This window comes from Erythrobacter westpacificensis, assembly GCF_039542285.1.
Taxonomy (GTDB): Bacteria; Pseudomonadota; Alphaproteobacteria; order Sphingomonadales; family Sphingomonadaceae; genus Alteraurantiacibacter; species Alteraurantiacibacter westpacificensis.
This window is the reverse complement of the sequence record NZ_BAABHV010000027.1, coordinates 20745-33378: the sequence shown is the minus strand read 5'-3', so window position 1 is coordinate 33378 and position 12634 is coordinate 20745. Positions and strand designations below refer to the sequence as shown.

Sequence of the window (12634 nt, the reverse complement as noted above, 5' to 3'; positions counted from 1 at the left end):
GTGCGGGGCTGACCCGAGAAGGAGAACCCGCGCGGCGAAGTTGCTTCACTGACCGAGGGGTATTGCCACCCAAGCTCTGCTCGCCGGTGGCGCCGTTTGTAATCAAGCGCTGCCAAAGGCGTCCATTCTCTACGCATTGACGATATTATTCGTGGCCGCGTCGAGCGGTCGCGTTTGCAAAAACTGGAGCTGGGGAGACCCCATGAAAAATGCGGAAATGATGGCGCAGCTTGTGGGTGGTGCCGGTTTTGTCGCGGCCCTCGACCAGTCCGGCGGCTCGACACCTGCTGCCCTTCAGGCCTTCGGCATCGGCGCGGACCGGTATTCCGGCAAGGATGAGATGTTTGCGCTTATCCATGAATTGCGCGTGCGGATCATGAAAGCCCCATGCATCGATGGGCGAAGGGTGCTTGGCGTCATCCTTTTCGAGCGCACTATGGATGCGCAGATTGACACCGTACCGGTGCCAGAGTTTCTCTGGCGGCGGGGGATCGTGTCCTTCGTCAAGATCGACCAAGGGTTGGAGAAAGACACGGGCGGCGTCCAGCTTATGAAACCCATGCCGGATCTCGAAAGTCTGCTGTCTCGGGCACGCTCAAGGGCCGTTCTTGGCACCAAGATGCGTTCGGTGATCAACGTCGCATCGCACCAGGGGATCGGCGACGTCGTGCGCCAGCAATTCGAGCTGGCCAACCATGTCCTTGACCAGCGACTTGTGCCGATTATCGAACCGGAAGTGAATATCGCAAGTGCAACGCGCGAAGAGTGCGAGAGAATCCTTCTTGCCGAACTCAGCAATGCGCTCGATGGGCAAGCCTATGGCCGCCGTGTGGTACTGAAACTCTCGCTACCGGTTTCGGACGGGCTTTACGCGCCCCTCGTTGCCCATCCCAGCTGCGCGCGGGTGCTCGCCCTTTCGGGTGGGCTCTCCCAGGATGCCGCTTGCGCCGCACTCGAAAGAAACCGCGGGATGATCGCGAGCTTCAGCCGGGCTCTGCTGCAGGATTTGCGGGCACCTATGCAAGATCAGGAATTCAACGACGTGCTCGGGAGCGCCGTCGAGCGCATCTACCGGGCTTCGACAGTCAAGCGTTTGGCCGATCGATAAATCACCAGTCGACCAGGTCGCATGTCCGTTCTGCCTATTCCGCTCTAATGCGCGAGAATCATTGGAATCGGGCTTTGCAGGATCATCTCCTGGGTTACCCCGCCGAGTATTGTTTCCCGGATACGCGAGTGCCCATAGGCACCGAGCACGATGTAAGCCGCTCCAAGATCGTTCGCCGCAGCCACCAACGCTTCAGAGATCGATGCATCTTCGGCGGGTTGCCGCCGGGTCTGCGCTTCGATGCCGTGTCGTGCAAGATATTGCGCAAGTTCGTCCGGCGACGAACCTTCTTTGTCCTCGCTGACGGTTACGATGTGGACCTCAGCAGCATCGCGCAAGAGTGATCGGCTCAAGCGAACGGCATGCCCGGCTTCGGCGGATCCATTCCACGCAATGATCGCGTTCCCCCTAGGCGCGAACCGCTTTCCCTCGAGCGGTACGACGAGCGAGGGAGACTGGATATGAACGACGAGATCGGCGGCGAGCGGCGCGGCTCGCGGCAGAACGGCATCTTTCTGCTCAGGCTGACTAATGACCACCAGATCGGCCAGCGTCGCGTGCGCAGCCAGCGCCTGTCCGGCGGAACCCTCGACGCGGCGCCATTCCCACTCAACGCCTTCTTGCGCCAGGCGGCTCTCGATCAATTGGCGGTCTTCATTTTCCGCATCGCGAACCGATTGCAACGCTTCAGGCGAAATATAGCTTGCACCATACGGATCACCGATAAAGACATAGGAATTCCAGCTTGTGGCTTGCAGACAAATGAGGAAGCCCTCGTGATCTCGCACGAGATCGACCGCAGCGGCCAGGCGGCTGTCCTGTCCGGCGTCGCGATTGACGTGCAGCAGCACTGTTTTCATTGTCTCATTCCTTTCCTGCAACCTCGCAGTGTCCGGCAAACCGCCCGGAGCTCCGATGGCGTGTCGCATATCAGGCCAATCTTTTTTGCAGATGCGTTGCGTTCGCCCCCGCGGGACCTGACCCAAAAGGACGCTGGAAGGCCGCGCGACTTACACTTTTCCGCACTTCCTTTCTCTATGGGATGGCTGCCATGTAAGCCTTCGCGCGCCGTTCCGTCCCTAATGGAGGGAAGTGCGCGCAGTTGAGCCGCGACTTCGCACCATTTCTGCAGCAAGGAGCAATAGTCGTATGCCGGTTCCGCAAACCCTCGATGATCTAGGCGAAATCGCTGGCCAAGTCGCGCTGGTCCGGGTCGACTTCAATGTTCCGATCGGAGAAGACGGCGCGGTCGGTGATGATACGCGCTTGCGAGCAAGCTTGCCAACGGTGATGGCGCTCAGAAGGCGCGGCGCGGTGGTCCTCTTGCTTTCGCATCTCGGGCGGCCCAAAGGAAAACCGACCGCGGCATTTTCGCTCGCGCCGGTCGCCCAAGCCTACAGCTCCCTGCTCGGTGACGAGGTTCATTTTCTCGAAGACTGGACAGGCGCGGGAGCGAAGCGCGCGGTTTCCGAGCTGGAGGCGGGCGATGTTGCTCTACTGGAAAACACCCGTTTCTACGCAGGCGAGGAAAGCAACGGTCCCGAGCTTGCAAGCGCGATGGCCGACCTTGCGGATTTTTATGTCAACGATGCGTTCTCGGCCTCGCACCGGGCGCATGCATCGACGGTGGGTGTAGCAAGACTGCTGCCGAGCTATATGGGCCGCGCCCTGCAAGACGAGCTCGGGGCGTTGCAAGAGGCGATCGGGCACGGGCGGGAACCTTCCACCGCGATCATCGGCGGTGCCAAGATCTCGAGCAAGCTCGACGTCCTCGAGCAGCTCAGCACGAAAGTCGATAACCTCATCATTGGCGGAGCGATGGCGAACACCTTTCTCGCTGCGCTGAAGAAGCCAATCGGGAAATCGCTCGCCGAGCGGAATCTCGAGGATGCAGCGCTACGAATTCTGAAGAGTGCCAGTCAGGGAAAGTGCCAGATCCATCTGCCCGAGGATGTCGTGGTAGCCAGGGAACTGACACCGCATCCCGTTTCGCTGCGCACGACCCTGGTCGAAGATGTCGCCGCCGATGAGATGATCCTTGACCTGGGACCCCGCACAGTCGCGAAAACTGTTGACGTGCTGCGAACCTCGCAGCTTCTCATCTGGAATGGCCCGCTCGGTGCATTCGAGACACCTCCTTTCGAGACATCGACTTTCGCGATCGCCCAGGCGGCCGCCGAGCTGACACGAAAGGGATCGCTGATCTCGCTTGCCGGTGGCGGTGACACTCTTGCGGCCCTCAACAAGAGCGGTCTGACTGCGGATCTGACCCACGTGTCGACTGGAGGCGGCGCATTTCTCGAATGGGTCGCCGGCATCGCGCTTCCCGGTCTGCAGGTCCTTACCTGACTGGGCCTTGAGCGGTATCTGGGTTCGGCGCTCTTCCAGCGGGATATATGTCGAAACGGGGCTGCGGCGAACCACTCCCGATCACTGGGTATTGGACCCGCCAAACTCTTGCCGATGCGCCGTTTGGCCCATTGCCCTTAAGTTCAAGCGCAGTCGTTTTTCCAGTTCCAGGGCCGCAAAGAACACCGTGCCTATGGCAAAGAGTAGCACGCCATCGGCAAACGGAACCGGGCGTGTTGCAAAGACCACCTGGAGGGGCGGCGCGTAAGTAATGCCCAATTGCGCGGCGAACACGGCTATCACAGTGAGCCACACCGCCTTGGTGCCCCTTACTGCCGTCCAGGTGAGCGATGATCCATAAATGTTACGTACGTAGAAGAGATAGAAAATTTCCATGATAGCGAGCATGTTGAGCGCGAGCGTACGGGCCAATTCCAGCTCATATTGCTGCTCAATCGCATAAGCGAACACGCCGAAAACCCCAGCGGAAATGAGCAGCGAGGCGAAAATTATCTGCCAGGCCAGGGTGCCGTTCAAGATCGGTTCGGCTCTTGGTCGCGGCGGCCTCAACATCGTATCTTCTTCGGTCGGTTCAAAGGCAAGCGCGATCCCCAGCGTGGTGGCCGTCACCAGATTGATCCAGAGGATTTGAATGGGCGTGATCGGAAGCGTGAGGCCGAGCAGAATCGTGATGATTATGGTCAGCGCTTCGCCGCCATTGGTGGGGAGCGTCCAGCTGATGACCTTCTTGATGTTGTCATAGACTGTCCTTCCTTCCCGAACCGCTGCAGCGATGGAGGCAAAGTCATCGTCAGCGAGGACGATGTCCGCAGCCTCTTTCGCCGCCTCGCTTCCGCTACGCCCCATTGCGATGCCGGCATCGGCCCGTTTCAGCGCGGGCGCATCATTCACGCCGTCCCCTGTCATCGCAATCGTCAGACCGCGCGATTGCAGCGCTTCAACGAGCCGCAGCTTGTGGCCGGGATTTGTTCTGGCGAAAATGTCCGTCTCGAGAACCGCAGCAGCCAGTTCGTGGTCGGTCAGCGCGTCAAGATCGGTGCCAGTGAGCACAAAATCCGGATGTTCGAGACCCACCTGCCTGCCAATGGCGGCTGCGGTGCCGGCATGATCACCCGTAATCATTTTTACCCGGATGCCTGCTGCGCGGCACTCGGCGATCGCGGCGACCGCCGAAGGGCGTGGGGGATCGATGAGACCGACCAGCCCGAGCAAAACGAGTTCGCCCAGGAACTCTGCCGGCGGGAGTTTGTGCTCGGCGGGCCTGGCGACGCGTGTAGCGAGCGCAAGAACGCGCTGTCCCCGCGCACTTAATTCATCGATGCGCATACGCCAGTAATCCCTGTCGAGCTCTACGGCGTCGCCGGTAGCGGAGCGCTGGGAGAGGCACATCGAGAGCACCTGTTCGGGCGCACCTTTTGTGGTGATCAGACCTGGACCATTCCGCTTGTGCTGCAGGGTCGCCATAAAACGGTATCGCGCGTCAAATGGTATGGCATCGCTGCGAAACCATTCCCGCGTCAGGGGCTCCAACGCCCCCCCAGCCTTGATCGCGAGGGCCAGCAGGGCACCCTCCATCGGGTCACCGCTGACGGTCCAGCTTCCTCCAGTCTCGTTGAGCTCCGCGTCGTTGCAAAGCGCCGCGACCAGCGCAAGTTCAGACAGCGCCTCGCTATAAGCAGGGTCATCGGAGGCGTGTTCGTTAGAGATTTCACCTTCAGGTCCGTACCCCTCGCCGGCAATTGAGAATGTCTGGTCGGCGAGTGCGACCGATGCCGCCATCATTTCGTTGCGGGTCAAGGTACCGGTCTTGTCGGTGCAAATAATGGAAACAGAGCCGAGCGTTTCGATTGCGGGCAAGCGCCGCACAATCGCATTCCGCCTTGCCATGGCCTGCACACCGATCGCCAGAGTTATCGTCAGCACCGCAGGCAAACCCTCCGGGATCGCAGAGACCGAAAGGCCGACGATGGCCATGAAGACCTCGGAAAATTCCAGGTTTGCGACATAATAGCCGAAGGCAAGCAGCGTTGCGGCGATCAGGAGGATGAGAAGAGTCAGCCATCTGGCAAAGCCGTTCATTTGCTCCACGAGCGGCGTCGTCAGCGTTCTAACGTCCGCCAGCATTCCGCTTATCCGACCGATCTCGGTTTCTTCGGCAGTCGCGATAACGATGCCCCGTCCTTGACCGGCGGTCACCAATGTACCGCTGAACGCGAGCGATGACCGGTCGCCCAAAGATGCGTCCATTGCGACAGGAGCCGGGCCCTTCTCGACGGGGAGGGACTCGCCGGTCAAGACCGCCTCCTGAGCTTGGAGGCCGTAAGCTTCGACGAGCCTGAGGTCGGCAGGAACGCGGTCGCCAGCTTCGAGCAGCACCAGATCGCCGAGGACAAGCTCTTCGCTGCTGATATCGAGCCGCTTTCCATCGCGTATTACGGCAGCATGCGGCGCGAGCATTTGCTGGATCTTCGTCATTGCCTGCTCAGCCCGTCCTTCTTGGGCAAGGCCGATGACGGCGTTCACGATGACGACCGCGAGGATGACGATCGTGTCGATAAGGTGTCCGAGAACAGACGTGATCGCCGCAGCAACGAGCAGCACATAGATAAGAATATTGTTGAAGTGCGACAGAAAGCGGCGGACGATGCTGGGCTTTTGCACGATGCGCGGCCGGTTAGGTCCGAATGCCCGCAGCCGATCAGCCGCTAGTTCGCTGCAGAGCCCATCCGACGTGGCGCCGAGAATGTCGGCGACATAGTCGGCCTCTTGTGCGTGTGCATTCGAAATTGTTGGCCGGCCCGGTGGATCCGCCGACATGCGAAATCAGTCCGCTGCATTTTTGCTGGAGAAGTTTTCGAAGAACCGCCCGAACTCGACCGGAAAAGGGAACACGATGGTCGAACTCTTTTCGCCGGCGATCGTCCCCAGCGCGCCGAGGTAACGCAATTGCATCGCTTCGGGCCGACTGGAAAGGATTTCGGCCGCTTCGTGGAGCTTCTGCGCTGCCTGCTCTTCGCCTTCGGCGTTGATCACCCGTGCCCGCCGTTCGCGCTCGGCCTCGGCCTGCTTCGCCATGGCCCGAACCATGGTTTCATCGATATCGACATGCTTGATCTCGACGTTGGCAACCTCGATTCCCCATGCGTTGGTGTGCGTGTCGATAATATCCTGAATATCCTTGTTGAGCTTGTCGCGCTCGGCGAGCAGTTCATCGAGTTCGTGCTTCCCAAGCACGGAACGCAAGGTCGTCTGCGCAAGCTGGCTGGTAGCGTCGACGAACTGTTCGACCTGGATGATCGCGCGCTCGGGATCGATAACGCGAAAATAGATGACGGCATTCACGTGCACCGAAACATTGTCCCGCGAAATGAGATCCTGGGTAGGCACATCGAGCACAACGGTTCGCATATCGACCCGCGCGATGGTCTGGATAAAGGGAAAGACAAGGATGAGCCCCGGCCCTTTGACGCCGGTGAATCGACCGAGCGTGAAAAGCACGGCGCGCTCATACTCGCGCAGGATCCTGATGGAGCTCGCTGCAAGCAGCACGGCGATAAATATGGTGCCAAGGATTAGGGTGGAATTGCTTATCATGATGCCCTCCTTTCGAGGTTGCGATCGCCGAGCATTCGGCACGGCCTCGCGCCATCGGCCCGCTCTGGAAAAGACACGAGAAGCGCCCTCCGGATGCCTTTAAGGACGAGCAGCCGACCTGCTGATTACAGTTCCGCTCGACGCGCGCGGGAAGCCGGCATCGCGCGCTATCGAATCCAAGTTCACCGCGATGGCAGGGTTTGATCGCCTGGAATCTTCGAGGATCGCGGCAGCTCTTCATTGTCGAAGAATCCGCAGGTTGCTTGCCTCTTAATCGTAATGTGTCGGCCTGGCTGCCGTCTGATGATGCAAGGCCCAATCACGGCGTCGCACATCATCGCGGCTTCGCATGTCGGCCGGGGCGATCATTCCAAGCACGCTTTCGGAAAGGCTTGCGAGACGACAAAGGGATCAAGAAGTGCACAATTCTGGATGCGAAAACCATCAGAAGCGAAGCGGGAAGCCTCTGCTTGCCCCCCGCGCAAGCGCGGCGTCAGGCTCGCTCATCGCAGCGGCTGTTGCTGTAGCGGCGGCCACACCAGCAGCCGCGCAGACAACAGTCTATGAGAGCGACGATGTCTCCCTAGACGTTGCCGCCGATGCGACGGCTGTTGTCTTCACGCAGAACAATTCCTGGTTCGGCGAGCCGGAAACCAATATCGGGGCTGACACCGACAGCTGGGCAGAACTCGCGTTCGAACCCCAGCTTTACCTGACCGTTCGCAATGTCCTTGGCGGTGAGCTTTCGGCGGGTGTCTCGACCGTCACGACAAAGACCTACGGCGAGAGCGCCGACGGCCTTGCCGTGGGTTTCGACGATCCCGGCGCGACGACGCTCGAGAAACTCTATGTGGGCTGGAAGACCGAGATTGGTCCCAACGACACAATTGAGATCTTCGGCGGTGATTTCGACTACCAGATCGGAACAGGTTTCCTGATCAAGGACGGTGGCCGCGACGGGGGCGACCGCGGAGGTTTCTACCTTGGTGCACGATCGGCCTCGCGCGGCAGCGCCTTGCTCCGCGTCAAGACAGGCGACCTCCTGCTTGAAGGCTTCTATTTAGGCAATAATCCCGGGCGAAGCGGCATTCGTGCACATGTCGTCGGCGCCAATGTCGAGTATGAGCTTGCCGAAGAGGTGTCGATCGGCGCTACCTACATTGAGGTCGCGCATTTCGATGACCCGGTGACCGCTGGCACCGCCGAAAACCTCAAGGCATATGATTTTCGCGGGTCTGCAAAGGTTAGCGACCAGCTCACCTTTTCAGGCGAATATGCCGTGCAGAGCGGGGCCGGTTTCTACGACGGCAAAGGGTGGTACCTACAGGGCGACTACGGTTTCGATAGCCTGCCTCTGAACCCGACGCTCACCTACCGCTACGCGGAGGTCACGGGCGACGATCCCGCAACGCTGAAGAATGAGGAATTCATCCCGCTGGCATACGGGTTCACCGATTATGGGCAATGGTACCAGGGCGAGATCACCGGCAACTGGATCTTCGCCAACTCCAACCAAAAAACCCATATGGTAAAGGGAACAGCGACACTCACCGAGAGCCTCGCACTCACCGCATCCTGGCTCAATATCTCACTCGATGAGCCGGGACAGCTGGGCGTCACAGACGCGGCATTCGGCAACGAGTTCGACGTCTTCATCGACTGGCAGGCGACCGATCGCCTGTTTCTGTCCCTCGCTGGCGCGGTTCTAGTGCCTGGCGAGGGAGCGAAGCAGCTCACCGGCGGATCCGGCACCTGGTCGCACGTCATGCTTTACGCTTCGGTTTCTTTCTAGGAGGTATGATCATGTCGGACACTGCCGCTGCGCACGGGTCACCCTCCAGCTCCAGGCGCTTCAAATTTCCCACCGCGTATACAATTCTCTTTGCCCTCATCGCATTGGTCGCCGCGGGCAGCTGGGTCATTCCGGCAGGCCAATATGAGCGGATTGAGAATGCCGAACTGGGGCGCTCGGTCCCGGTCCCCGGAACTTACGAAACCGTAGACGCGAACCCGCAGGGCATATTCGACGTACTGCTGGCGCCGATCGCCGGGTTCTACAATCCCGAAACCTATGAAGCCCAGGCCATCGATGTCGCGCTTTTCGTGATCATCATCGGCGGCTTCCTCGGCGTCGTCACGCGAACCGGGGCGATTGACCGCGCCATCGAACGGTCAATGGGAGCGCTGAAGGGAAGAGAGGTCTGGATGATTCCCATCCTGATGGCAGTGTTTGCCGCCGGTGGGACGACCTACGGCATGGCCGAAGAATCGCTCGCATTTTACGGACTACTTATTCCCGTCATGCTCGCGGCCCGCTTCGACGCCGTCGTTGCGGTTGCGGTCATTCTCCTCGGCGCAGGCGTCGGTGTCCTGGGATCGACCATCAATCCGTTCGCGACGGTCATAGCCGCCAACGCGGCAGGAGTGCCGTTCACCTCCGGACTGGGCCTGCGCGTCTTTATCCTGGTGAGTGGATGGGCGATCTGTTCGGCTTATGTGGTCCGCTACGCGCTCAAGGTGCGTGCCGATCCGTCGAGATCGATCGTTGCCGACGAGAGCGCAGCGATCGCCGCGCGGTTCGCGAGTGACGGCCATGACGCACAGGCGCCGCTGAGCAGAACGCAGGTCCTGACCCTGATCATTTTCGCGGCGACATTCGGTATCATGATCTGGGGCGTCGCCTCACAAGGCTGGTGGATGGACAAGATGTCGGCGCTTTTCATTGCGGCATCGATCCTGGTTGGCGTTGTTGGGTGGATGGGAGAGCAGAAATTCATCGATGCCTTCATGGCCGGCGCGAAAGACTTGCTCGGCGTCGCGCTTATTATCGGAATCGCGCGCGGCATCGTCGTAATCATGGATGCCGGTAAAATGACCGACACCATACTGAACAGCGGAGAGCAGGCCTTGGCGGGCCTAGGCGCGGTTGGTTTCATCAACACCATCTTCGGGATCGAGGTCGGTCTGTCCTTCCTCGTCCCATCATCATCGGGGCTGGCTGTCTTAAGCATGCCGATCCTCGCGCCACTTGCAGATTTCTCCGCGGTCGACCGGGCGCTTGTGGTCACCGCCTACCAGTCGGCGAACGGCCTGGTGAACCTCATCAACCCTACTTTCGCTGTCGTGATGGGCGCGCTCGCCATTGGCGGCGTTCCCTATCAGCGGTGGCTCAAATTCATGTGGCCGCTGCTGCTTATCCTGACGGTGCTGATCATGAGCTCGCTCAGCCTCGCAGCTGCGCTTGGGTAAAACCAAGCTGCTCGAACATTTGCAAAAAGGACATCTTCAATGACCGGATTTGGCGTTCATTCCGAAATAGGCAAGCTCCGCAAGGTTATCACCTGCCAACCGGGTCTGGCGCATTCCCGCTTGACGCCGGCGAATGCCGACGCGCTTCTCTATGACGACGTGCTGTGGGTGCAGGAAGCGCGCACCGACCACGCTGATTTTCGTATGAAAATGAGCGCAAGAGGGGTCGAAGTCTACGAGTTTCACGACCTGCTCGGCGCTGTCCTCGCGATCCCCGAAGCGCGGGCATGGGTTCTCGACCGGCGGATCTCAGAGGATCAGGTCGGGCTTGGCATGCTGAGCGAGCTACGCGCCTGGCTAGACGAAATGTCACCCAGCCAGCTCGCCATACACCTGATCGGCGGCATTGCCGTTCATGAACTGCCCTTCAAGGCGCATGACATGTTCGGCAGCTATCTCGGCCCGGACGGGTTCGTCATCCCGCCGCTCCCGAACACGCAGTTCCCCCGCGACAACAGCTGCTGGATCGGCAACGGCCTTACCCTGAACCCAATGTTTTGGCCCGCGCGGCGGCCGGAGACGCTGCTTGTGGCGGCCGTCTACAAATTCCATCCGCTGTTTGCGAGTGAAGATTACCAGATATGGTGGGGGGATCCGGACACTGACCATGGCCCGGCCACACTCGAGGGCGGCGACGTCATGCCTTGGGGCAATGGCACAGTCCTGATCGGTATGGGCGAGCGCACCTCACCGCAAGCCGTGGGTCAGGTCGCTCGCGCGCTCTTCCGCGGCGAGGCGGCACAACGGGTTATTGCCTGCCAGCTACCGCGATCGCGCAGCGCCATGCACCTCGATACGGTTTTTTCCCACTGCGAGCGCGATGTTGCGACCGCCTTCGTCGAAGTGTGCGATCAGATCCAATGCTACAGTCTGCGGCCCGGAGACAGTGCTGACCAGATTGATTTTCGCAAGGAAGAAAAGCACCTCTTTACCTTGGCTGCGGAGGCGCTGGGCCAGAAGAAACTGACCATCGTCGAAACCGGGGGCGACGCCTATGCGCAGGAACGCGAGCAATGGGACGATGGGAACAACGTCGTCGCGATCGAGCCGGGCGTCGTCGTCGCCTATGATCGCAATACGTCGACCAACACCTTGCTGCGCAAAGCCGGCATCGAGGTCATCACGATCCGAGGCTCCGAGCTCGGGCGGGGTCGCGGTGGTGGCCACTGCATGACCTGTCCGGTCTGGCGCGACCCGGTCGATTTCTAACTTTCGCTCCCCTGACATACCGACAATCGAGACATTTTATGGCCTACAATCTTCACGGACGCAGTTTCCTGAAACTGCTCGACTTCGACCAGCGGGCGGTGCGTCACCTGCTCGACCTGTCGCGCGATCTCAAGCGCGCGAAATATGCCGGTACCGAGCAGCGGCATCTCAAGGGCAAGAACATCTGCCTGATCTTCGAGAAGGCGTCGACACGTACAATGTGCGCTTTCGAAGTTGCGTCCATGGACCAGGGGGCAGGGGGCACGTACCTCGGGCCGACGGGTTCCCAAATCGGCCATAAGGAGTCGATGAAAGACACGGCTCGTGTGCTCGGCCGCATGTACGACGCGATCGAGTATCGCGGTTTTGCGCAGGAGAAGGTCGAGGAACTCGCCGCCCATGCCGGCGTGCCGGTGTTCAACGGTCTGACCGACGAATTCCATCCCACGCAGATGCTGGCTGATCTGATGACGATGCGCGAGCATGCCGACAAGCCGCTTGGCGACATCTCTTACGCCTTTGTCGGCGACGCCCGGAGCAACATGGGGCATTCGCTCATGATTGCAGGCTGCCTGATGGGCATGGATGTACGGATCGGCGCGCCCAAGAGCCTCTGGCCGAGCGATGACTATTTGCAGCCTGCCAGAGCATTTGCCGACCAATATGGCGCGCGGCTTACACTGACCGAGGATCCCGTCGAGGCGGTGGAGGGCTGCGACTTCGTCAATACCGATGTCTGGGTTTCGATGGGGGAGCCCGAAGACGTCTGGCAGGAACGCATTGAGCTGCTTTCACCTTACCAGGTAAACACCGCACTCATGCAGGCAACCGGCAACGCCGCAGCAAAGTTCATGCATTGCCTTCCTGCCTTCCACAACACCGAAACGAAGGTCGGAAAGGAGATCTTCGAGGCCCACGGTATTGCCGAAATGGAAGTCACCGACGAAGTCTTCGAATCGGCGGCCGGAATTCAGTTCGAACAGGCCGAGAACCGGCTTCATACCATCAAGGCGATCCTTGTCGCCACGATCGGGACCTGACGCC

Annotated in this window: 9 protein-coding genes; 6 read left to right on the top strand and 3 right to left on the bottom strand. The window is 60.1% G+C overall.

All coding sequences use genetic code 11. The features are described 5' to 3' along the window. Nucleotides 1–202: 202 nt before the first annotated feature. Nucleotides 203–1108 (top strand): fructose bisphosphate aldolase, encoded by a 906-nt coding sequence (locus ABFX23_RS16820; RefSeq protein ID WP_230293279.1) that lies wholly within the window; start codon nt 203–205, stop codon nt 1106–1108. A gap of 44 nt (nt 1109–1152) precedes the next feature. Here the strand turns inward: ABFX23_RS16820 and ABFX23_RS16815 are convergent, their stop codons facing one another. After that, nucleotides 1153–1968, bottom strand: a complete 816-nt coding sequence (locus tag ABFX23_RS16815) for a universal stress protein (protein ID WP_346034089.1) — start codon at nt 1966–1968, stop codon at nt 1153–1155. A gap of 289 nt (nt 1969–2257) precedes the next feature. Here ABFX23_RS16815 and ABFX23_RS16810 point away from each other — a divergent pair, with 289 nt between their 5' ends. Then, nucleotides 2258–3457 carry a phosphoglycerate kinase gene (locus tag ABFX23_RS16810; protein ID WP_346034088.1) on the top strand — a complete coding sequence of 400 codons (1200 nt, stop codon included), beginning with the start codon at nt 2258–2260 and terminating at the stop codon, nt 3455–3457. An 81-nt stretch (nt 3458–3538) separates the two neighbouring features. Here ABFX23_RS16810 and ABFX23_RS16805 read toward each other — a convergent pair whose 3' ends face one another. Both ABFX23_RS16805 and ABFX23_RS16800 read right to left on the bottom strand, forming a co-directional pair. After that, nucleotides 3539–6295, bottom strand: coding sequence for an HAD-IC family P-type ATPase (locus tag ABFX23_RS16805; protein ID WP_230293282.1), 2757 nt, complete (start codon nt 6293–6295; stop codon nt 3539–3541). 6 nt (nt 6296–6301) lie between these two features. Continuing rightward, the gene (locus ABFX23_RS16800; RefSeq protein ID WP_230293283.1) at nt 6302–7072 is read right to left on the bottom strand and encodes a slipin family protein; all 771 of its coding nucleotides are present in this window, start codon (nt 7070–7072) and stop codon (nt 6302–6304) included. Nucleotides 7073–7490: 418 nt separating this feature from the next. Between ABFX23_RS16800 and ABFX23_RS16795 the strand changes: the two genes are divergently transcribed. The 4 genes from ABFX23_RS16795 to argF are packed head-to-tail and all read left to right on the top strand — an operon-like array spanning nt 7491 to nt 12630. Next, a complete protein-coding gene (locus tag ABFX23_RS16795; protein WP_346034087.1) occupies nt 7491–8864 on the top strand; it encodes an alginate export family protein in 1374 nt (457 codons plus the stop codon). An 11-nt stretch (nt 8865–8875) separates the two neighbouring features. Then, entirely contained in the window at nt 8876–10321 is a 1446-nt protein-coding gene (locus ABFX23_RS16790) for a YfcC family protein (RefSeq protein ID WP_230293285.1), read from the top strand. A 39-nt stretch (nt 10322–10360) separates the two neighbouring features. Next, a complete protein-coding gene (locus ABFX23_RS16785; protein WP_219148305.1) occupies nt 10361–11590 on the top strand; it encodes an arginine deiminase in 1230 nt (409 codons plus the stop codon). Between the two features lie 38 nt (nt 11591–11628). Continuing rightward, entirely contained in the window at nt 11629–12630 is a 1002-nt protein-coding gene (gene argF, locus ABFX23_RS16780) for an ornithine carbamoyltransferase (protein ID WP_346034086.1), read from the top strand. Nucleotides 12631–12634: the final 4 nt, after the last annotated feature.

Bases quoted from the DNA above. Each gene is read 5' to 3' on its own strand.
- ABFX23_RS16790 (WP_230293285.1), top strand. From the start codon at position 8,876: ATGTCGGACACTGCCGCTGCGCACGGGTCACCCTCCAGCTCCAGGCGC.
- ABFX23_RS16820 (WP_230293279.1), top strand. From the start codon at position 203: ATGAAAAATGCGGAAATGATGGCGCAGCTTGTGGGTGGTGCCGGTTTT.
- ABFX23_RS16785 (WP_219148305.1), top strand. From the start codon at position 10,361: ATGACCGGATTTGGCGTTCATTCCGAAATAGGCAAGCTCCGCAAGGTT.
- ABFX23_RS16810 (WP_346034088.1), top strand. From the start codon at position 2,258: ATGCCGGTTCCGCAAACCCTCGATGATCTAGGCGAAATCGCTGGCCAA.
- ABFX23_RS16800 (WP_230293283.1), bottom strand. From the start codon at position 7,072: ATGATAAGCAATTCCACCCTAATCCTTGGCACCATATTTATCGCCGTG.
- ABFX23_RS16815 (WP_346034089.1), bottom strand. From the start codon at position 1,968: ATGAAAACAGTGCTGCTGCACGTCAATCGCGACGCCGGACAGGACAGC.
- argF (WP_346034086.1), top strand. From the start codon at position 11,629: ATGGCCTACAATCTTCACGGACGCAGTTTCCTGAAACTGCTCGACTTC.
- ABFX23_RS16805 (WP_230293282.1), bottom strand. From the start codon at position 6,295: ATGTCGGCGGATCCACCGGGCCGGCCAACAATTTCGAATGCACACGCA.